Origin of the sequence: Scandinavium sp. (genome assembly GCF_051650185.1) — a bacterium.
Classification (GTDB): Bacteria; Pseudomonadota; Gammaproteobacteria; order Enterobacterales; family Enterobacteriaceae; genus Scandinavium.
On record NZ_JBOFIN010000025.1, the window covers coordinates 14586 to 35627 of the forward strand.

General features: G+C 54.4%; 17 protein-coding genes and 1 pseudogene. 6 read left to right on the forward strand and 12 right to left on the reverse strand.

Going from position 1 to position 21042, the window contains the following annotated elements; translation table 11 throughout:
* Nucleotides 1-97: 97 nt before the first annotated feature.
* From aaeB to aaeX, 3 genes are read right to left on the reverse strand one after another with little or no spacing between them, the layout of a single operon-like run.
* Entirely contained in the window at nucleotides 98-2065 is a 1968-nt protein-coding gene (gene aaeB, locus ACRCWW_RS02880; protein ID WP_438681049.1) for a p-hydroxybenzoic acid efflux pump subunit AaeB, read from the reverse strand.
* Between the two features lie 5 nt (nucleotides 2066-2070).
* Nucleotides 2071-3003 (reverse strand): p-hydroxybenzoic acid efflux pump subunit AaeA, encoded by a 933-nt coding sequence (aaeA, locus tag ACRCWW_RS02885; RefSeq protein WP_438681050.1) that lies wholly within the window; start codon nucleotides 3001-3003, stop codon nucleotides 2071-2073.
* Between the two features lie 7 nt (nucleotides 3004-3010).
* The gene (gene aaeX / locus ACRCWW_RS02890; protein ID WP_154158984.1) at nucleotides 3011-3214 is read right to left on the reverse strand and encodes a p-hydroxybenzoic acid efflux pump operon protein AaeX; all 204 of its coding nucleotides are present in this window, start codon (nucleotides 3212-3214) and stop codon (nucleotides 3011-3013) included.
* A 131-nt stretch (nucleotides 3215-3345) separates the two neighbouring features.
* Here aaeX and aaeR point away from each other — a divergent pair, with 131 nt between their 5' ends.
* Entirely contained in the window at nucleotides 3346-4272 is a 927-nt protein-coding gene (gene aaeR, locus ACRCWW_RS02895) for an HTH-type transcriptional activator AaeR (RefSeq protein WP_404657593.1), read from the forward strand.
* On the opposite strand, the gene fucR is transcribed toward aaeR, so the two are convergent.
* The 9 genes from fucR to csrD all read right to left on the reverse strand — a co-directional run bounded on the left by fucR (nucleotide 4269) and on the right by csrD (nucleotide 17344).
* On the reverse strand, nucleotides 4269-4988 hold the full coding sequence (fucR, locus tag ACRCWW_RS02900) for an L-fucose operon activator (protein ID WP_438681051.1): 720 nt from the start codon (nucleotides 4986-4988) through the stop codon (nucleotides 4269-4271). The genes aaeR and fucR overlap by 4 nt on opposite strands.
* An 87-nt stretch (nucleotides 4989-5075) precedes the next feature.
* A complete protein-coding gene (tldD, locus tag ACRCWW_RS02905; RefSeq protein ID WP_438681052.1) occupies nucleotides 5076-6521 on the reverse strand; it encodes a metalloprotease TldD in 1446 nt (481 codons plus the stop codon).
* Between the two features lie 87 nt (nucleotides 6522-6608).
* Entirely contained in the window at nucleotides 6609-10406 is a 3798-nt protein-coding gene (yhdP, locus tag ACRCWW_RS02910) for an AsmA2 domain-containing protein YhdP (RefSeq protein ID WP_438681053.1), read from the reverse strand.
* A gap of 27 nt (nucleotides 10407-10433) precedes the next feature.
* Nucleotides 10434-11903, reverse strand: coding sequence for a ribonuclease G (gene rng, locus ACRCWW_RS02915; protein WP_438681054.1), 1470 nt, complete (start codon nucleotides 11901-11903; stop codon nucleotides 10434-10436).
* Nucleotides 11893-12486 carry a Maf family protein gene (locus ACRCWW_RS02920; protein ID WP_438681055.1) on the reverse strand — a complete coding sequence of 198 codons (594 nt, stop codon included), beginning with the start codon at nucleotides 12484-12486 and terminating at the stop codon, nucleotides 11893-11895. The genes rng and ACRCWW_RS02920 overlap by 11 nt, the downstream gene beginning before the upstream one ends.
* An 8-nt stretch (nucleotides 12487-12494) precedes the next feature.
* Nucleotides 12495-12983 (reverse strand): rod shape-determining protein MreD, encoded by a 489-nt coding sequence (mreD, locus tag ACRCWW_RS02925; protein ID WP_438681056.1) that lies wholly within the window; start codon nucleotides 12981-12983, stop codon nucleotides 12495-12497.
* Nucleotides 12983-13996, reverse strand: a complete 1014-nt coding sequence (gene mreC, locus ACRCWW_RS02930; RefSeq protein ID WP_404657599.1) for a rod shape-determining protein MreC — start codon at nucleotides 13994-13996, stop codon at nucleotides 12983-12985. The genes mreD and mreC overlap by 1 nt, the downstream gene beginning before the upstream one ends.
* Before the next feature lie 69 nt (nucleotides 13997-14065).
* Complete coding sequence (gene mreB, locus ACRCWW_RS02935) at nucleotides 14066-15109, reverse strand: rod shape-determining protein MreB (RefSeq protein WP_006818047.1); 1044 nt, start codon at nucleotides 15107-15109, stop codon at nucleotides 14066-14068.
* Nucleotides 15110-15403: 294 nt separating this feature from the next.
* Nucleotides 15404-17344, reverse strand: a complete 1941-nt coding sequence (gene csrD, locus ACRCWW_RS02940; protein ID WP_438681057.1) for an RNase E specificity factor CsrD — start codon at nucleotides 17342-17344, stop codon at nucleotides 15404-15406.
* A 221-nt stretch (nucleotides 17345-17565) separates the two neighbouring features.
* Here csrD and acuI point away from each other — a divergent pair, with 221 nt between their 5' ends.
* From acuI to ACRCWW_RS02965, 5 genes and pseudogenes are all read left to right on the forward strand, one after another.
* On the forward strand, nucleotides 17566-18540 hold the full coding sequence (gene acuI, locus ACRCWW_RS02945) for an acrylyl-CoA reductase (NADPH) (protein ID WP_438681058.1): 975 nt from the start codon (nucleotides 17566-17568) through the stop codon (nucleotides 18538-18540).
* Nucleotides 18541-18617: 77 nt separating this feature from the next.
* Nucleotides 18618-19619 carry a protein-methionine-sulfoxide reductase catalytic subunit MsrP gene (gene msrP / locus ACRCWW_RS02950; RefSeq protein ID WP_438681059.1) on the forward strand — a complete coding sequence of 334 codons (1002 nt, stop codon included), beginning with the start codon at nucleotides 18618-18620 and terminating at the stop codon, nucleotides 19617-19619.
* Nucleotides 19620-20219, forward strand: coding sequence for a protein-methionine-sulfoxide reductase heme-binding subunit MsrQ (gene msrQ, locus ACRCWW_RS02955; RefSeq protein WP_438681060.1), 600 nt, complete (start codon nucleotides 19620-19622; stop codon nucleotides 20217-20219). It abuts the gene before it with no gap.
* 235 nt (nucleotides 20220-20454) lie between these two features.
* Nucleotides 20455-20907, forward strand: a complete 453-nt coding sequence (gene aroQ, locus ACRCWW_RS02960) for a type II 3-dehydroquinate dehydratase (RefSeq protein WP_438681061.1) — start codon at nucleotides 20455-20457, stop codon at nucleotides 20905-20907.
* A gap of 22 nt (nucleotides 20908-20929) precedes the next feature.
* Nucleotides 20930-21042, forward strand: a pseudogene (locus tag ACRCWW_RS02965) (acetyl-CoA carboxylase biotin carboxyl carrier protein); the annotation flags it as partial.

A 21042-nucleotide genomic window follows, 5' to 3' on the forward strand; every position in this document is an offset into this window, starting at 1 on the left:
CAGTTAAGTATAGCCATAAAAAAACCGACGCTTTTGGCGTCGGTCCATAGAGTTGCACAGGCCCACGTAGGCCTGGTAAGCGAAGCGCCACCGGGCGTTAATTCACCGTCAATGCATGCTGATATTTCCGCAGCATCCCGGTAAGTCTTTTCACCGGCTCCGTGACCTGCAGCGGCGCTTCCCAGATGAGCAGTTTTTCCTGATAGATATCCAGCTCCTCCAGCAGGCGTCCGAAGTACCGGCTGCGTTTGTCATCGCTGCTGGCAGAGATCACTTTATCCGCCGTCCGCCGAAGCTGACGGTGGAACGCCGATAAATCTTCATTCACCGGAACGGGTGCATCACGCAGACGCTGATGAGCAATGATCAGGTTCAGCGCCAGACGATACTTCGCCAGATCCCCCGGGAATTTATTCAGCAACATAAACAGCTGCTGATACAGCGCGGGCAGATGGTTTTCCTTACGTCTTGCCTTGTTGGTGGTGAGCGACGAAATGGCGGCAGACACAAACTGATTCAGCAACACCCGGCCCGTGCGAGCCTGGGAGTTGTCGCGCACCAGCAGAATCACCATCAGGGCGAGGAAACAGCCCACCAGCTGACCCAGAGCACTGTCGAGGAACTGACTAAAGTGGAAGGTCATCGGGTTGTCCAGCACCAGAATATTGATGGTGCTGGCCAGTGCGCCGAGCGATCCCAGCCGCCGTTTCTGCACTTCAATCCCAATAAAGAACGCCAGTACCGCGAGGCTGATACATAACAGCAGCATGCTTTGCTGAGTGGAGGGAATGATCACCAGGAAATAGAGCGCACCCAGCGGCAGCGCGGCAATGGTGCCCAGCAGGAAGTCTATCGCCACCATTCGTGGATTAGGCAAACGCATCGCCAGCGCCGTTACAACAGCAATCATCACCATTGCGCCACTGCCTGACGTCCAGCCGGTCCACAGCCAGAAGAGGGTTCCCAGCGCACAGGCAAGCGTGGTTCGCCAAAAGTTAACCATCGCATGGTGACGTTCAGCGGATTCGACTTTCACCACCACTTCACCCTGCAAAATCTCTTCTTCACGCGCGTTGATTCTGGCATTGCAGACCACGCCGCGCTTCAGCAGTTGATAGCGTGTGGCCGCCCCGATCCAGGTATAGAGCGTAATCGGCGTGTTGTGCTGACCCGTCCAGGCAAGTATGCGGCGCATCCGTTTGAGCTGCTTATGAACATCCTGCACGCTTTCCACGGGCACTTCGAACATCTCGCGCCATTCGGCGGTAATAAATTCCGGACGGGTATTCTGGATCAGGTAGGTTTCACACGCCTGGGTGATCAGCGTGAGCGAAAGAGTATTCAGCGCTTTAAGACGGCGATTGGCACGCGCCCAACGTGAAGACTCCATGTGCAGATTGCTGCGCATGCCCTCCAGCGCCTGAGTTCTGCGCACCAGAGCGGCCCATGCATTATCGACTTCTTCGCTGTCACCGTGGCGGATACACAGCTGCATAAGCTGATATTGCGCCACCATCAGCGCATCCAGCTCACGGTCAATTTCTTGCTTAATGGAACGCGGGGAAAACAGCAGATCGGCGACGATCGCACAGACAATCCCGATCACTATCTCACTACAGCGCTCAACGGCAAACTGCGGGGAAAGCAAAGGTTGATTCTGAATAGTGATCACAATGATCAGCGCGGTATAACCCGCCAGGCCCCAGGCGTAGGAGTTTTCAACTTTAACGAGCGAGGAGACCCAGGTGCAGAAACCGGCCCACAGACAGCACACCATCACCATCAACAACGGAGCGCGGATCATCAGGATGATGATGGTTAATGCCGCGATACAGCCGATAAACGTTCCGCAGATACGCAGCATGCCACGGTAGCGAATCGCGCCAGAATACGGTTCACCGCCAGCAGCGAACGCAGGGCCCGCCGCGACAATCGCTGCGGTCAGCACGGCCCAGCGTGGGGTTTCAAGCTCGAAGTGAAAGCCGACAAACAGCGCCAGCACAATCGCGCAGGCCAGTTTGACCGCAAAGCGAATGTGCTGGTTGGCAATGGAGAAAATGCCCATAGCGATTAACCGAACTCACGCAGACGCATACCGAGCTTCTGGAAGAAAGACATCTGGCTCGTGTCTCTGTCTTTCGTGCCGGTGATGATCACGGTGGCGGTAGTGCCGGCAGGCCACAAATTCCCCTGCTGTTCATCAAGATGAATACGAACCGGCACACGTTGCGCCAGACGCACCCACTCCAGGTTGGAGTCAATGGTCGCCATGCCTTTGGCATCGCTGCTGCTGCTGGCGTTAGTGACCCCAGCGGCCACGCTGTCCACGGTGCCTTTGATGACCTTGGTGCTACCGAGCGGGGTGATTTCAGCGCGGTAACCCGGGCGAACCCCTTCGAGTTTGGTTTCTTCCATGTAGGCCATCACATAGAAGCTGTCCTTTTGCACTAACGCGACGGCAGTGGAGCCACGGGTAATAAATTCACCGGTGTAAACGTTGAGGTTCGTCACCCAACCGTCGGCTGGGGCGCGAATGACAGTGCGTTCGAGATCAAGACGCGCCAGTTCGCGTGTCGCCTGGGCTTTCGCCAGCTGATGCTCCACGGTCTGCAAAATGTTATTGGCCTGGTCTATCTCTTCACGAGACATCGCCATGGTACCCAGCTGGTTACGACGCCCCGCTTCACGGCGTTTTTCGGCAGCCAGTGCCTGGTAATAGGCAACGTCGGCATCCGCTTCTTCGAGCGCTTTCTGGTAGCGCGGCTGGTCGATGGTGAACAACACCTGGTTTTTCTTAACCAGTTGGTTATCCTTGACGTTCACTGCAGTGATAAGCCCGGCGACATCCGGCGCGATTGCCACTACGTCCGCACTGAAACGGGCGTCGCGAGTCCACGGCGATTCGGTGTAATAGACCCAGGCGTGGAAAATAGCGATGAAGGCCAACACCACCATAATCAGCGTGATGGCCGTACGGGTAATTTTTCTTGTTAGTGTTTTCACAGCGACCTCAAACGAACAAGCGCGATATCAGATAGAACAAACAGCAGTACAGCGCAGTATTAAAAAGCGCAGGATGCCAGACAAAATCATAGATCCCGGTTGGGACAAGCACCCGGCGCAGCAGCCAAAAAATGGCTAACGACAATAGCAACTCGAAGAAGATCGGCGGAAACGAGAGACCGAAAATCACGATGACGGGAAACAGACTCATGTTGACCTTGATGTAGAGAGTGCAGGTGAGAGTAGTGAAGCTTTACTTATTCAACTAACAGTATATTAACGTAACTGTTATCACGTGATCTATATTATGTGATCTAAATCACTTTTAAGTCAGAGTGAACAATGGAACGACTAAAACGCATGTCGGTTTTCGCCAAAGTGGTGGAACTGGGCTCTTTTACCGCGGCTGCCAGGCAGCTGGAAATGAGCGTAAGCTCGATAAGCCAGACCGTCTCAAAGCTTGAAGATGAGCTACAGGTTAAGCTGCTGAACCGCAGCACGCGCAGTATCGGGCTGACAGAAGCCGGTAAGATTTATTATCAGGGCTGCCGCCGAATGCTGCATGAAGTTCAGGATGTTCACGAGCAGCTTTATGCCTTTAACAACACCCCCATCGGCACGCTGCGGGTTGGCTGTTCTTCAACCATGGCACAAAATGTGCTCGCAAAAATCACTGCGGAAATGCTGAAAGAGTACCCGGAGTTGTCCGTCAACCTGGTCACTGGCATCCCCGCACCTGATTTAATTGCCGATGGTCTGGATCTGGTGATTCGCGTCGGCGCACTTCAGGATTCCGGACTCTTTTCCCGCCGCCTGGGCTCAATGCCGATGGTGCTTTGCGCGGCAAAAAGCTATCTGCAACAGGCAGGCACGCCGGAAAAACCCGCCGATCTCGCCAGCCATTCCTGGCTGGAATACAGCATCCGTCCGCACAATGAGTTTGAGCTTATTGCGCCGGAAGGGCTTTCCACGAAGCTTATCCCTCAGGGCCGCTTTGTGACCAACGATCCGATGACGCTCAATCGCTGGTTGACCGCCGGGGCCGGGATCGCCTTCGTGCCGCTGATGTGGGTGATCAACGAGATCAATCGTGGCGAGCTGGAGATCCTGCTGCCGCGTTATCAGTCCGATCCACGCCCGGTTTATGCGGTCTATACCGAGAAAGATAAGCTGCCGCTCAAGGTTCAGGTCTGTATTAACTATCTGACGGACTATTTCGTTGATGTCGCCAAACAGTTCCAGGGCATCAGCGGCCGGGGAAAATCTTAGGGCACCTGTTCCGGCTCCACATCTGAAATCAGATGCGTCACTTCACCGAGTGCGCCAATGCGTACTTCGCTGGAGCGATTAAATTTGCTCTTGTCCATCAGCAGTAACGACTGTGATGCCCGCCTGAGAAGCAACGATTTATAGCTGGCGTTATGCGCACTGGAATCCCACATCACCCCGCTACGATCAACGCCTTCACAGGAAAAGATAAACAGATCGATATCCAGCGTTTTGAGTTGCGGCACCAGTGCCGGATTGACGTAGTAGCCATATTCCCGCTGGAGCTGTCCACCGGAACTGATAAGCCTGATATGTTCGCGTTTACCCAGTTCCGTACACACTAAATGGCTGTTGGTAAACACAGTCAGGTGGATATCCGGAAGCTGGCGGGCCAGAAACCAACAGGTTGAACTGGCATCCAGCGCAATCGTCATGCCTTCATCAATCCAGGCTAATGCATGCCGGGCGATATCCGATTTGTGGGCATAATGGCTTTTGAGGCGGGTCTGAAACGGGGATTCATTGCCCTGGTTATTGCGACGGATCACGCGTGCACGCCCGTGGCTGCGCTGGATTTTTCCCTGCCGTTGCAGCTCGCTTAAATCGCGGCGTACCGTTTCTTTACTGACGCTGAGAGCAGCCGCCAGCTCATCTGTCGTGAGCGTCTGGGTTTGTTCGAGAAGGGTGACGATTTGCTGATGGCGAACGACCTTCATCTTCGGTCTCCGTCAAAAATGCCCGCTTGCACGGGCCTGCGTAGAGGGAGTAGGCCCGGTAAACTTCGCGCCACCGGGCATTGACGATTACGCCGTTCCGCCGACGGTCAGGTTGTCGACCTTCAGCGTCGGCTGGCCTACGCCAACCGGCAGGCTCTGGCCTTCTTTACCGCAGACGCCGACGCCGTTATCGAGTTTCAGATCGTTACCGACCATGGAAATCTGCTGCATTGCCTCAATGCCGGAGCCAATCAGCGTCGCGCCTTTCACCGCTTTGGTCACTTTGCCTTTCTCGATGAGGTACGCCTCGGACGTTGAGAACACAAATTTACCCGAGGTGATATCGACCTGGCCGCCACCAAAGTTCGGCGCATAAATGCCGTAATCAACAGATTCGATGATTTCCTGCGGAGTCGATTTGCCGGCCAGCATATAAGTGTTGGTCATACGCGGCATTGGCAGGTGCGCATAGGATTCGCGGCGACCGTTCCCGGTAGGGTTCACGCCCATCAGACGCGCGTTCAGTTTGTCCTGCATGTAGCCTTTCAGCACGCCATTTTCGATCAGCACGTTGTACTGACCCGGTGTCCCTTCATCATCGATGGACACGGAGCCACGGCGATCGTTCATTGTGCCGTCGTCCACAACCGTACAAAGTTCTGAGGCAACCAGTTGCCCCATCTGACCGCTGAACACCGAAGTGCCGCGACGGTTGAAATCGCCTTCCAGGCCATGACCTACCGCTTCGTGCAGCAGCACGCCCGGCCAGCCTGCGCCCAGCACCACGGGCAGCGTTCCGGCTGGTGCTGCCACAGCAGAGAGATTCACCATCGCCATGCGCACGGCTTCTTTTGCCCACGCATCGGCACGCACGTCGCCATTTTCATCGGCAAGGAAATAGTCGTAACCAAAACGACCACCGCCGCCGCTCGAACCGCGCTCGCGTTTGCCGTCTTCTTCCACCAGCACGCTTACCGACAGGCGAACCAGCGGGCGAACGTCCGCCGCCAACGTGCCGTCAGTGGCCGCGACCAGAATCAGTTCGTAAACACCGGTCAGGCTCGCAGAGACTTCCTGCACACGCTTGTCTGCGGCGCGTGCCGCTTTATCCACCCGACGCAGAATATCGAGCTTCTCTTCGCGGCTCATGCTTTGCAGCGGATCGATGCTGGTATACAGCGAAGTGTGCTCTTTCGCGCCGAACGCATGGACTTTACCGTCGCCGTTATCACGCACGATGGTGCGCGCCGCCTGAGCGCTCTGCTCAAGGGCCAGCAGGCTAATCTGATCGGCATAGGCGAAACCTGTTTTCTCACCGCTGACCGCACGCACTCCAACACCCTGATCGATGTTGTACGAGCCGTCTTTAATAATGCTGTCTTCCAACACCCAGGATTCGTGATAGCTCGACTGGAAATAAAGATCGCCATAATCAAGACGGCGCTCAGTCAGTTGGCCAAGTATGGCAAACAGGTCCTGATGACTCAGGCCATTCGCCGACAGCAGATGTTCACTTACCAGGTTAAGACTCATCGTTTTTGCTACTCGTTAGTTGCCGCGAAGCTCGCGGAAAATCAGTTTTATCTATTGAGAGTGAGGTAAATTGTAACGCCCGTCAAATCATTGCTTTTTATCCCCGCGCGCCTGGCGCAGGACTTCATTGATTTGCGGCTGATCGATAGGACCCGAGATGTGATAGCGCAGAATGGAGACTTTGCTCCACAGCGGCCCCAGCACTTTGCTGGCGGCGAACACGGCTGCGCCGACAATCGGGTTGATAGCAAAGGCGGTGGCGACGCCAACGGTTGCCGAGATTTCCGGTGCCACGATGGCTTCCAGATCCAGCTCGCGGCGCACCAGGTTCACCGACCCTTTCATGCCGATATCGGCTTCAAGACCGTCCACCAGCGTGTCGTCGGTATGCAGCGTGCCGTCTTTAATCCAGGCGGTACTGCGAATGGAATCGTAATAGAACCCTTCGCTGAAAGTGTCGCTAAAATCGAAGCGCAGCTTGCGTAAGAGAGCATCCACACTTAACAGACGTAACAACTGGCCCGCATGACCCGTGCTGATATCGGTGAATTCGCCTTTACCCAGATGGGCTTTCAGAATGCCATTGAGGGAAGCAACATCTGGCGTCCACGGCTCGTCTCGCCAGTGCAGGTCATAGTCGAAGTCAAATGAAGAGCCTTTCGCCGGAGTCGACACGCCAAAGAAATTCACTGCGGAATCAATCTTGTCGCCGTGAAGTTTCCCTTTCATCGACGTCCGTTCGCTGCCCGGCACATTGACCCATTCACCGTCCATCGTCAGGCGAGCAAAACCGGTATCCACCAGACCATTGGCGAGCGATAGCGTGTTGCCTTTAATCGCAAAATCGCCGTCGATACGGCCGTATTTTTGCCCCCACAGCCAGCACTCCGCACAGCGCAATTGCAGATCAGGCCAGTTCTGGAAGTCGACACGATCTTTCTTAAAGAGATTACTGCCCACCGCGGCACCCGTGGTGGTGGTCGACGACGGGTTGTAGTAGAGATAGCGAATGGCGGCCTGCCACGGCGAGTGGTCGCGTAAGGTCAGCGACGCATTAATCTCACGCCCCTGAGCATCAATCTGCGTTCCGCCCAGGACGGGTTGAGAAACGAGGCTGAGGTTATTCCATTTTTGCCCTGCCATGGTCAGCGCAGGGGTACGCAGCGTGACCCGCTCAGGGAAAGCGGCGGCACTGCCCACGCTATCGGCGGCCCCCTGGCGGAACAAGGCCAGCCATTGGGCACCGTCCATCGGCGGCAGATTCAGCTCTACGCCAGCGGTATCAGGCAACGGCGGTACGCTACGGCTGTCGGAAGCCCAGATAGCACGGTCCAGCGTAAGTTTCTTATTCAGCAGCCAGCGGCTATTCAGATGATCTTTGGCACCGACATTGCCGGTCAAATCAAAGCGGGTTAACCCCCCTTCGACGTTTAATTTCACCGGCAGCGGCTCGCCCGCTTTTTTATCGACAGGCGCAGGTAAGCGACTGCTCACATTCTTCAGATCGCCCGTTAAATCGACTTTGTAACTGGCACTGCCTTTGTAGGGCAGCTCAATAGCCACTTTACCTTGCCACGGAATACTGCCGCTGACGGCATCGTTCACCTGCTTAGGTAAAACACCCATTTTGGTCGGCTGCCAGTTGGCGTCCATGTTCACCGCGACCTGGTAGGCTTTCGGCCCTTCTGTCGTGGAGAAATCGACTTTTAAAGGCTGATTAAACCAGCTGGCCGTCATTGGCCCACTTTTCAGGTCGCCGTTCTCAAAGCTGAATCCGCCGCTGAGGTTTTTTAAGGTGCTGTCGAGCGGCTTGATAAACAGACTGTTGTTATTGAGCTTCACATCGCCTTTCGCTAACACCTGAGTGCCGTTCAGCGGGATATCGAGATGTAAGCGAGCATTCACATCGCCATCAAGCTGAAGCTCATCCAGCGTTGCCCCGAGGGAGTCTTTCAGCGGCGTGTCTTTAAAATACGGGCCGACAGCTTTGCCCGGGCCGCTGATTTGCGAGTCAATAATCAGTTTCTCTTTCGAGTAATCCGGGATGGCAGCATTGAGGTTGTAAGCGGTCACGCCGCCCAGCGCCACCTTATCAGCCTGCATCCACAAGCCGTCGTTGAGGAAGTTGAGGTCGATATTCAGGTTGGTCAGCGCAGGCCAGTCAGGCTGGAAAGCAAAGGTCGCGTTATGCAGCGGCACCCAAACCTGGAACTGGCCTTCGTTATGCTTATACGGGAACAAATGCGGGTTGCCACCGTAGACCAGCGTCGCGTTGTCGGACTGCCCACCTTTGATGGCCGAACTGAGATAATCGACCAGCTCTTTGCCCATCAGATTTTCCGGGAAGTAGCGCCAGGCCTGGCTGCCATCGTCAGTGCTGATCCCCGCCAGAATACCCAGCCAGGGTTCATCGCCCTCAGGCTGCAGCCAGCGGAAACCGCCCCGGGCATGCACCGCTTTGGCCTGTACGTCGATATCACGGCCATCCAGCATGAAGCCTTTGTCATTCTTCACCCAGGACAAATTCGCCACGCCTTTGGCGATTTCAAGCGGTGCACGGAATACCGTCTCATACGGCATTTTGGCATTTTCCATGCTGACGAAAACCTGCCCGTTTTCCACGCTGCCTTCGGCGCGCCCGGAGAAGTGTTCAGCCCCCGGCAGCAGCTTCCACTGCTTCCAGCCAAGATTGCTCCATGCGGCCTGGAAACGGGTCTTTTCGGTCGCCTGAAGAGGAATATCCAGCGCCAGAGAATCAATTTGCCCGGCGGGCTGGGTGGTTTCCCAGATGTCGCCGAATGAAGGGGAGAGTTTCTCTGCTATTGGCAGCAGCCCGGACAGGCCGCTGAGCTCCAGGTTGCTCGCTCGGATGCGGAGCTCGTCGCTGCGCACATTATCCTGGCCGCCCACGTCCTGATCGGGGATCCAGGCCATGGCGAGCGCGCCCTGCGGCCAGCGCTTACCGTCGATAGTGATACGCGTATCCGGCACATGGAAGGACCAGCCTGATTTTTCGCGGGATAAGTGGGCTGTCAGATTATCGACCGAAAGGTCGTGCGGGTGTTTATCGCCTTCCCAGCTCGCGCCGCCTTTTTTCAGCCACACATCCCCACTGGCGATGTCGCCTTTATCGAGCGTCATCCAGCCTTCAAGGCTAAACCGCGCTGAAGTGAGCGCAATGTTGTCCTGCATCCAGCGGCCCAGCCAGGGTTTAACGTCGATGTCATCCGCCTGAACCCACAAGCGGCCTTCATTCAGCAGACCGTTTTCATCGCGTAAATCCATGCGCACTTTCATGACGCCGTGCTGCCCGGTGAGGCTTGAGAGGCTTAGTTCCCCTTCAGCGCGGTGACGGTTCCTGCCGTTAAGCCAGGTCAGTTGGGGAATAGCTAATTCCGCGCGCTGCCCGGAGAGCGTGAGGAAGCTGAGATGACTATCGCGAAGCGTAAACTGGTCAAACTGACGCAGGAACAGATCGCCGATGCGGTCCGTTTTCAGCTTGCCGCTACTATCATTATGCTGCAGGGGGGTATTGGTGCGGATTTGCAGCTGCCAGAAGGTCAGTTCGCGGAACTGCCAGCGGAAATGCAGCAGGCTCTGCCAGATATCGAGCGCCAGGGTGACGCGTTTAATGGAAAGCTGCCCGTCATTTTTCATGCCCGCTTTAATATCGCGAACTTCAAGCGTCGGGCCGTAGTTTTCCCAGCTGGCTTTAATCTGCGAGGCTTCAACCGGATGACCGGTCGATTCGGCTATCTTTTCGAGCAGCTGCGGACGCCATTTGTCGAGCTGCGGCAATACGAGACGCAGGCCACTGACCAGTAGCGCGACGATAACAATCAATGTTGCCACCGTGATCAGTAAGATTCCAGGCAAGCGCCTCACGCTTCTCTCCTTGTCGCAGCCAGCAAACTACATCATCACTACGTCGAATTGTTCCTGATTGTAGAGCGGCTCTATCTGAACTTTCACCTGCTTACCGACGAAAATTTCCACTTCGGCCAGTGCATGTGACTCTTCGCCCTTTAAGGTTTCCGCTACTGCGGCAGAAGCATAGACCAGGAAGCGATCGGAGTCATAGGCATGATGCACACGAACAATTTCACGCATGATTTCATAGCAGACGGTTTCGACGGTCTTCACAGTCCCCCGCCCGTGGCAGGTAGGGCATTCATTACAGAGGACATGCTCAACGCTTTCACGCGTGCGTTTACGGGTCATTTCAACCAGACCCAGCTGTGAAAAACCGTTAATGCTGGTTTTTACGCGGTCTTTGTTCAGGGCCTGCTCCAGCGAGTGCAGCACCCGGCGACGGTGATCTTCATTGTTCATATCGATGAAGTCGATAATGATGATCCCGCCGAGATTGCGCAGACGAAGCTGGCGGGCGATGGCCTGAGTCGCTTCGATATTGGTGTTGAAAATGGTGTCGTCGAGATTGCGATGCCCGACAAAGGCGCCAGTGTTGATATCGACCGTCGTCATGGCTTCCGTCTGATCGATAACCAGATATCCGCCCGATTTGAGTTCAACTTTACGCTCCAGCGCACGCTGAATTTCATTCTCAACATCAAAGAGATCGAAAATAGGCTGACGACCGCTGTAATGCTCAAGCTTGCTGGTCATCTCCGGCATATACTCCGCCGTGAACTCCATCAGCGATTCGAAGGTCAGACGGGAGTCTACGCGGATGCGATCCAGCTGGGCATCCGCAAAATCGCGAAGCACACGCTGGGCAAGCGCTAGCTCGCCGTACATCTGATAACGAGTCTGAGGGCGTTTTTTACGCTCCATGACCTTCGTCCATACGCGCTTGAGATAAGCGGCATCGGAGGCCAAATCGTCTTCACACACGCCTTCCGCTGCGGTACGAATAATAAACCCGCCCTGCTCATCGCAGTACGCAGAAACCACGTTTTTCAGACGCTCACGCTCGGCTTCGCTTTCAATTCGTTGGGAAACCCCGACGTGAGACGCACCAGGCATGAAGACCAGGTAACGGGAAGGCAGCGTGATGTCTGTAGTCAGACGCGCGCCTTTGGTGCCCAGCGGATCTTTCACCACCTGCACCATAAGATCCTGGCCCTGACGAACCAGTTCTGAAATATCGCGAACGGTGAACTGCTTCTGCTCTTCACCGGCGACACATTCGGTGTGGGGCATGATGTCTGAGGCGTGAAGAAATGCAGCCTTGTCCAGGCCAATATCTACAAATGCCGCCTGCATGCCGGGAAGGACACGACTCACCCGACCTTTGTAGATATTGCCTACGATCCCACGGCGCGCTTCGCGCTCGATGTGGATCTCTTGCAGAATACCGCCATCAATGTAAGCCACGCGGGTTTCCGAGGGCGTTACGTTCACTAATAATTCAGCCGTCATGTTTATCCCTTTGCTCACGCAGTGAGTTAAAATTACTCAGCAACTCATACGTTTCCACCAGCGGTAAGCCGACTACGCCGTGGTAACTGCCATTTATCTTCCTGACAAAACAGCCACCCAACCCTTGAATACCGTATGCACCTGCCTTATCCATCGGTTCGCCACTGGCGATGTACCCGACGATATCGTCTTCTGACAATACTCTGAACGTCACTTCCGTGGTCACCAGACAATCGATAGTTTGCAGGCGATCGGCCAGTGCCACTGCGGTCAGCACCTGATGCGTTTGCCCGGAAAGCTGGCGCAGCATGGTGGCGGCATGTTCGGCATCGCGAGGCTTTTCCTGCACTTCGCCGTTGAGCACCACGATGGTGTCTGAGCCAAGTACGGGCAAATCTTTCGCAGCGAGCGTTACACCCGCCTGTGCTTTTTCACGCGCCAGGCGGGCAACGTAATGCTGAGCGCTTTCCTGCGGCTTACGCTGCTCTTCAATGCCGGGCAGCAGACGTTCGAAACGCACACCTAACTGGGTCAACAGCTCCTGACGACGCGGCGAGCCGGAAGCAAGATAAAGCATTGTCATAGAAACCTTTATTGTACAGCGAATTGCTGACGTATCTTGCGCATCAGCAAGAATATCCAGGGCCAGAGTACACCGTTAACCACGCTACTCCAGAACACTTCCGGTCGGAAAGAGACGTTGATCACTAAAAATTCTGACCAGAAAACAACGATATCCACCGCAAGGGACAGCATCATGACGACCAGCGCCTGTTGCCAGAGCGCGAGGTTGCGAAACAACTGGTATTTCAGTGCAACCAGATAGGCAATGATGCTGAGGGACAATGCGCGGACGCCCAGCGTGGAACCGCTAATCAGATCCAGTATGGCACCCATAATGAAACCTGTGCCAACATTGACCCGATGGGGTAACGCTAAGATCCAGTAGAGCAGAATGAGCAGAACCCAGTTCGGCCGGTAGACCAGGAGATCGTCCGGCCAGGGCATGACCTGTAACAAGAGGGCGACCAGAAACGACAGCCAGATAACCCAGCGACCCTGGCTTCTATAGCTTGCCACTACTGCCCTCCTGAAGAAGGCGGAACAGGTGCGGCGGCAGGTGCAGGCTGAGTAATACCTGTTGCTGGCGGCGGTACAGGTGCTGGCGGCCCCATCGAATCGGCGGCTGGCAACACTTGTGGCATCATCTGCATCAGACGTTCATTGGCCACGCGATGCACTTCTTCTGGCGTCATTGGGTTCGCACCATTACGGTCCGCTCCCCACAACAGCAGCAGATAGCGCAGACGCTGGAGGCCCGCAGTCGGACGCGCCTGAATCACGGTGTAAGCACGCTGAGTGTCGAGTTTCACAGAGGAAACCACGGCAACAGGATAACCTTCAGGGAAACGGCCACCCAATCCTGATGTCACCAGCACATCACCCACGCGAATATCGGTATTGGCGGGCAGATGTTCCAGTTGCAGATCGTCGGTACACCCGTTACCGGCAGCGATAACGCGAATGTCATTACGCAGTACCTGAATCGGCAGCGCATGGGTAGCATCGCAAATCAGCAACACGCGGCTGGTCAATTTGGCGACCGCAACCACCTGGCCAACCACGCCTTTATCGCTGATCACAGGCTGACCTTCGTAGACGCCATTGACGCTACCTTTGTCGATAACCACCTGATCGCTGTAAGGGTCGTTCACCGTTGAGATCACCTGAGTGACCATCTTCTGCTCGTCCTGACGCAGCGGAGAACCCAGCAGTTCACGCAGACGGGCGTTTTCCTGCTTGTACTGGCCCATCATCAGCAAATCACTGTTTTTCAGCAGCAGTTCCTGGCGCAACGCACGGTTTTCCAGCTCAAGCTGGTCACGGGAAGCCAAAGTCTGCGAGATGCCGTCCAGTAATTCACGGGGACCGTTGGAAATAAAGTAGAAAGGGCTAACGGCGGTATCCATGTACGTTCGGATTTGACTGAACGTACCGAGGCGGCTGTCGGCAATAATCACGCCGAGCGCCACCAGCACCGCCAGGATAAGGCGAATCTGTAGCGACGGGCCACGGCTAAAAATGGGCTTCATAGGCTATGCGTATTCTCGTGTCAGTGAAATCAAAGGGCAGCAAAACCGCTGCCCCAGACTTCAGGCTGACTACTCTTCGCTAAACAAGTCGCCGCCGTGCATGTCGATCATTTCCAGTGCCTTGCCGCCGCCACGGGCAACACAGGTCAGTGGATCTTCTGCAACTACGACAGGAATTCCTGTCTCTTCCATTAACAGGCGGTCGAGGTTACGCAGCAGCGCACCACCACCGGTCAGCACCATGCCGCGCTCGGAGATATCGGAAGCCAGTTCTGGCGGGCACTGTTCCAGTGCAACCATCACCGCGCTGACGATACCGGTCAGCGGTTCCTGCAGGGCTTCGAGGATTTCATTGGAGTTCAGGGTGAAGCCACGTGGCACACCTTCAGCCAGGTTACGGCCGCGAACTTCAATTTCACGCACTTCGTCACCCGGGTAGGCAGAACCGATTTCGTGCTTGATACGCTCAGCAGTCGCTTCACCGATAAGAGAACCGTAGTTACGACGAACATAATTAATGATGGCTTCGTCGAAACGGTCACCACCGATACGTACGGAGGAGGAATACACTACGCCGTTCAGGGAGATAACCGCGACTTCAGTGGTACCACCACCGATATCGACAACCATAGAACCGGTTGCTTCAGACACCGGCAGACCTGCACCGATTGCTGCCGCCATCGGCTCTTCAATCAGGAACACTTCACGAGCGCCTGCGCCCTGAGCGGATTCACGAATGGCACGACGTTCAACCTGCGTTGCGCCAACCGGCACACACACCAGTACGCGCGGGCTTGGACGCATGAAGCTGTTGCTGTGAACCTGCTTGATGAAGTGCTGCAGCATCTTCTCAGTCACGAAGAAGTCGGCGATAACGCCGTCTTTCATTGGACGGATAGCCGCGATGTTGCCAGGCGTACGACCCAGCATCTGCTTCGCTTCATGACCGACGGCAGCCACACTTTTCGGTGAACCGGCACGATCCTGGCGAATGGCCACAACGGAAGGCTCATTCAGTACGATGCCTTGTCCTTTTACGTAAATCAGGGTATTCGCAGTACCCAGGTCAATGGACAGGTCATTGGAAAACATGCCACGAAATTTTTTCAACATACTAAGGGATAATCCTGAAAGCTGGGGCGGAAACAAAATCCGCTTACTTTACCAACCACACGCAGCAGCGACAAGGCGCAAAAATCATCTGCTACGGTGAAAATTAGTGCAGTTCGTTTCCTTTGTTACAATTTCGACCTGACAGCGTCAGGACCGCAGCACTCCTCGCCTGCATTGTAACCTTTCAAAGGACGATCACTGGCTTGTTGTCTGTAACATTTCGGCGGGCAGTCATGCACACCCCCGGGAGAAACAGCGCGCGTTATTCTACGTGAAAACACAGCAAACGGCAGATCAAACAGAGTATCTTTGCGAATATTTTTTTACGCTAGTGTCAAGTGGTTGTGACGAAGCAAAAAAATCGCCCTGTCCACCTAACACACCACACTCTCTGAGCACTTGCCATTCACTTCGGCTGCGCAACCCGGTCGCAAAGACCTGTGTCGTAGTACCTTTACAGGCTTCGACGAGACTTTGCACCAACAATTGGTTCTCACTGCGTTTTTCGATGTTTCGTACCAGACCCGGATGGAGCTTGACGATTTCCACCGACAGTTCTTTGATCCAACTGGTGCTGACTAACGTCAAACCAGCCTGAATCACCACGACTCTCACCCCTAATGCATTAATCAAACGCATAACGGGCTGTAAACGGCTGATATGTTGACAGACATCCGCCTCTGCAAGTTCAAAAATAATCCGTTTTCGCTGCGATTTTTCACATTGCATCAAAGTATCACGCAGCCAGCGCTGGAATCGGGGACGAATTAAGGATTCTACCGTGACCTGTAATGCCAGATTTTCTTCAGGCCAGAAAGAGAGGAAAGGCAGCAGACGAGTGATCTGCAGTCGGTCATATTCTTCCGCCAGCCCGAACTCAAGCACCATCGGCATGTATTCGGCGGCAATCACTTCTTCTTTACCATCATAGATGCGGCACATGAGTTCGCGGTGATGGACTCGCCCGTCGTAGTGAATGGCGGGTTTTTGATAGAAGCGCGGACCGCCACGGCTGAGCATCTGTTCAATCAAGGTTCGCCAGCGAACGTTACCCCGCCCTTTTTCTGGCAAGGTGTCGTCATAAACCGCCCAGCTATTACTGCCCTGAAGCACAGCGTTACGCACCGCAGCATCAGCATGTTCCATCACCTGATCGGTGCTCTGCCCACTACGCCAGGCGCAGATGCCGATGTGCATCATGTCATCCTGATCGAGAATTTTTGTTGCAGGCAGGGCATCGAGCGACTTCAGCAACCCGGAGGCAATGCTGTCCGCTTCTTTCAACGTGCGATGCGGGAGCAGCACGGCATAGTCGCTGCGATGATAGCGAGCCAGCAGCGCACCGGGATAACGCATCATAAAAGTGGAAAGCATATTAATGAGGGTGAAGAAATGTTCTTCTGCCGCACTTCTTCCAAAATGGTCTCTCACCAGATCGAATTCTGGCAGGCGAATGAGCATGACGATACCGTGAGCACCGACTTTCTCCTGATCGTCGAGAAGCGTGGCCAGCTGGTTATCAAAGAACATTCGATTGCTGAGACCCGTTTTGGTGTCCTGGGCGGCGTACGAGCGAATTAAGGTATCGAGGCGTGTACGCTGTTCACCGGCAAACTGAATTTCGGAGAGCAATGCGTCCAACGCACTGCTGGTTCGGGCTGGCCACTCATGCACAGTACCATATACCTGATTCCCGCGTTCACCATTGAGAATACGTGTTGAACGCTGCTCCAGCAGCTCTTGCCCGGAAAGCTGATTACGCAACCAACGTACTGAGAAGAAGATAATCAGCACCATAAAACCTATGGCGATAGTCAGCGGGGCCGTCGTTAACAGCGAGTGGAAGTAGTTCACCATCGGGTCGAGGTAGACCATATGAATGGTCATGCCGGGGTGCTTCACGGATTCAACGCTTAGCTCGCGATACTGATAATTACTGCCCATCGGGCGATAGCTGCTTTTGCGCGAATGGCTGAAAATCGTTTTGTCGTTGACGACGAAATCGATGCGCACAATGTCCACAGGCACCAGAATTTCGTCCAGTTGACTGTCGAGCTGATTGAAAGGGGTATTGACCAGGCGGGAATCGACCACCGTCGCCACAGCACGGGCGCGGTAATCCACTTTATACTGAATACCGTTATAGAAGCTCAGTGAGCAGCCTATCAGGGTGACAAAGATAGTCAGGCCCGTCAGCAGTGTCACAAAAGCCGAAAATTTCGTCGTTAATCGCATCCCTGTATTAACTCCGTTGATGAAAAACAGCCCGACCAAGCCGGACACCCGCGGTGACGCCCTACAGTTAGTGAGTACTAACTAGCACGCCAAAAGGACCATGCATACTACCAGAGTGAGTGGAACTGGCAATTTATTGCGATAAGTCGGCATCGTGTTTCAGTTAGCGAGTATAGTCATCAAAAAATTTTTTCCAATCATTCAGCAACCGAGGAAAGATTATGCAGGCGTTAATCTTAGAACAGCACGATGGTAAAACCCTCGCATCGGTCCAGGATATCGAAGAGAGCCAGCTCCCGCAGGGCGAGGTTACCGTGGATATTCAGTGGTCCAGCCTGAACTTTAAAGATGCACTCACGATCACCGGGAAAGGAAAAATTATTCGTAATTTTCCGATGATTCCCGGTATCGACTTTGCCGGTATTGTCCACAACAGCGAAGATCCTCGCTTTCATTCAGGCCAAAAGGTACTGCTGACAGGATGGGGCGTGGGTGAAAATCATTGGGGCGGTCTGGCACAGCGTGCGCGTGTGAAAGGCGACTGGCTGGTGCCGCAGCCCGAAGGGATGGATGCGCGTCAGGCGATGATTATCGGCACAGCAGGTTTCACGGCCATGCTGTGCGTGATGGCGCTGGAAGAGGCTGGGATTAAACCTGAAGATGGCGAGATTGTTGTCACTGGCGCCAGCGGTGGCGTAGGCAGTACCGCTATTGCTCTGCTGCACAAGCTGGGTTATCAGGTTGTGGCTGTTTCCGGTCGCGAAAGTACTCACGATTATCTGCGCGCGCTTGGGGCCAGCCGTATTCTGGGCCGTGACGAATTCGCCGAGACTCGCCCGCTGGAGAAACAGCTTTGGACTGGAGCCGTCGATACGGTTGGCGACAAAGTGCTGGCTAAAGTGCTGGCACAAATGAATTACGGCGGCTGCGTGGCGGCGTGTGGGCTGGCAGGCGGGTTTGCGCTGCCAACGACCGTGATGCCTTTTATTCTGCGTAACGTCCGGTTGCAAGGTGTGGATTCAGTCATGACGCCAGCGGCGCGCCGTGCTGAAGCCTGGAAGCGTCTGGTGGTCGATCTGCCTTCTTCTTTCTATAGCCAAAGCGCGACAGAAATCAGTCTGGCTCAGGCCCCGGAATATGCCGATAAAATCATGAACAACCAAATCCAGGGCCGCACGTTGGTGAAAGTGGCCTAATCTTCAAATTTTCGTGACATATTCGCGTTAATCAGCCGCCTCCATCATGCTTAGGAAAATGCATGATGGAGGATGCCATGAAATCAAAGAAACTGACGGAAGCCGATGTCACGGCAGAATCCGTATTTATGCTCAAGCGCCGCCAGGTGCTAAAGATGCTGGGCATTAGCGCTACCGCACTTTCCCTTCCTTCTGTGGCACACGCCGATTTGCTGAGCTGGTTTAAAGGCAACGATCGTCCACCTGCGCCACCGGGCAAGCCGCTCGAATTTTCCCGTCCTGCTGAATGGCAAAGTAAACTCGCGCTGACACCTGAAGACAAGGTTAGCGGTTACAACAACTTCTATGAGTTTGGCCTCGATAAAGCCGACCCTGCCGCCAATGCAGGAAGCCTGATTACCGACCCGTGGAAGTTGACGATTGATGGCGAAGTGACAAAGCCGATAACGCTCGATCACGACGATTTAACCAAACGCTTCCCGCTGGAGCAGCGAATCTACCGGATGCGCTGCGTTGAAGCCTGGTCGATGGTGGTGCCCTGGATTGGTTTTCCTCTGCATAAACTGCTGGCCCTGGTTGAACCCACCAGCGATGCCAAATTTGTCGCATTCAAAACGATTTATGCGCCTGAACAAATGCCCGGACAAAAAGACCGCTTTATCGGCGGCGGGCTTGCTTATCCTTATGTTGAAGGATTGCGTATAGATGAAGCGATGCATCCGCTGACGCTGTTGACCACTGGCGTGTACGGCAAAGCGCTGCCGCCACAGAATGGGGCGCCCATCCGCCTGACGGTGCCGTGGAAATATGGTTTCAAAGGGATTAAATCGATTGTCAGCATTACTCTGACCAAAGAGCAGCCGCCCTGTACCTGGAATATGGCCGCGCCGAATGAATATGGTTTCTATGCCAACGTGAATCCGCATGTCGATCATCCTCGCTGGTCCCAGGCATCTGAACGCTTCATCGGTTCTGGTGGTGTGCTGGATGTTAAACGCCAGCCAACGCTGTTGTTTAACGGTTACGCGGATCAAGTCGCTTCGCTGTACCGCGGTCTTAATTTACGGGAGTATTTCTGAGTGCGTTTAACGGCAAAACAAATAACGTGGCTGAAGGTTATTCTCCATCTCGCCGCCTTTTTACCCTTTGTCTGGCTGTTTTGGGCAGGGTCACAGGGGTATTTCAGCGCTGACCCTGCCAAGGACATTCAACACTTTACAGGTAGGATGGCTCTGAAACTGCTGCTGGCTACCTTGCTGGTCTCCCCTCTGGCGCGTTACGCTAAACAACCCCTGTTGATACGTACCCGTCGTCTGTTGGGCGTCTGGTGTTTTGCCTGGGCGACGCTGCATCTCACCAGCTACGCCTTGCTGGAACTGGGGATTAACAATCTGGGCCTGCTCGGGCAGGAAGTGGTGAACCGCCCCTATCTGACGTTAGGGTTGATAAGTTGGGTCATTTTGCTGGCCCTGGCGCTCACCTCTTTTCAGTATGCGCAGCGAAAACTGGGTCCACGCTGGCAGAAGTTGCACAACTTCGTTTATCTGGTGGCGATCCTCGCCTCGATTCATTATCTGTGGTCGGTGAAGATCCTCTCACCTCAACCGATTCTGTACGCAATGGCCGCTTTTGTGCTTTTAGCGTGCCGATATAAGAAGTTCCGCATGTGGTGGCGTTAATTCACGATTATGTGCAGTTTCCCGCAGTTCTCCCGCACTACGCCTGACTTTTTCGTTGTCGAGGTTGATTATCTTCCCTGATAAGACCAGTATTTAGCTGCCAAATGCTACGAAATCGTTATAATGTGCGACTTTGGTTTTCCTGACGGGGGTTTTAGGCCTCTGAAAAGGTGACAAGTGCGCATCGAAGGTATATTTTGTTTTTTACCGGAGAATTGCAGGAGATAGCAGCACAATGGCTGACAAGTTACGCATTTTGCTTTTAAACGGACCGAATCTGAATATGCTCGGCACCCGTGAGCCTGAGAAGTATGGCACCCTGACGTTAGCGGAAATAGTTAACCGCCTGACCGCAGAGGCCGACGCTCTGAATGTGTCGCTGGACCATCTGCAATCCAACGCAGAGTACGCGATTATCGACCGTATTCATCAGGCTAAAGACAAGATTGACTATATCCTGATCAATCCGGCCGCTTTCACGCACACCAGCGTGGCGATTCGCGATGCGCTGTTGGCGGTCAGTATCCCGTTTATCGAGATTCATCTGAGCAACGTGCACGCTCGCGAGCCGTTCCGCCATCACTCATATCTCTCTGATATCGCTGCCGGCGTCATCTGCGGATTAGGCGCTGACGGCTATTCATACGCTTTACAGACGGCGGTAAAACGCCTGTCACAATCACACTAAACAAAGAGTACGGAACCCACTCATGGATATTCGTAAGATTAAAAAACTGATCGAGCTGGTTGAAGAATCAGGCATCTCCGAACTGGAAATTTCTGAAGGCGAAGAGTCTGTACGCATCAGCCGTGCAGCGCCAGC

Excerpts from the sequence above, each read along its gene's own strand:
- msrP (WP_438681059.1), top strand. The coding sequence starts at position 18,618 with ATGAAATCAAAGAAACTGACGGAAGCCGATGTCACGGCAGAATCCGTA.
- rng (WP_438681054.1), bottom strand. The coding sequence starts at position 11,903 with ATGACGGCTGAATTATTAGTGAACGTAACGCCCTCGGAAACCCGCGTG.
- csrD (WP_438681057.1), bottom strand. The coding sequence starts at position 17,344 with ATGCGATTAACGACGAAATTTTCGGCTTTTGTGACACTGCTGACGGGC.
- mreB (WP_006818047.1), bottom strand. The coding sequence starts at position 15,109 with ATGTTGAAAAAATTTCGTGGCATGTTTTCCAATGACCTGTCCATTGAC.
- aaeX (WP_154158984.1), bottom strand. The coding sequence starts at position 3,214 with ATGAGTCTGTTTCCCGTCATCGTGATTTTCGGTCTCTCGTTTCCGCCG.
- acuI (WP_438681058.1), top strand. The coding sequence starts at position 17,566 with ATGCAGGCGTTAATCTTAGAACAGCACGATGGTAAAACCCTCGCATCG.
- fucR (WP_438681051.1), bottom strand. The coding sequence starts at position 4,988 with ATGAAGGTCGTTCGCCATCAGCAAATCGTCACCCTTCTCGAACAAACC.
- tldD (WP_438681052.1), bottom strand. The coding sequence starts at position 6,521 with ATGAGTCTTAACCTGGTAAGTGAACATCTGCTGTCGGCGAATGGCCTG.
- aroQ (WP_438681061.1), top strand. The coding sequence starts at position 20,455 with ATGGCTGACAAGTTACGCATTTTGCTTTTAAACGGACCGAATCTGAAT.
- aaeR (WP_404657593.1), top strand. The coding sequence starts at position 3,346 with ATGGAACGACTAAAACGCATGTCGGTTTTCGCCAAAGTGGTGGAACTG.
- ACRCWW_RS02920 (WP_438681055.1), bottom strand. The coding sequence starts at position 12,486 with ATGACAATGCTTTATCTTGCTTCCGGCTCGCCGCGTCGTCAGGAGCTG.
- mreC (WP_404657599.1), bottom strand. The coding sequence starts at position 13,996 with ATGAAGCCCATTTTTAGCCGTGGCCCGTCGCTACAGATTCGCCTTATC.
- aaeB (WP_438681049.1), bottom strand. The coding sequence starts at position 2,065 with ATGGGCATTTTCTCCATTGCCAACCAGCACATTCGCTTTGCGGTCAAA.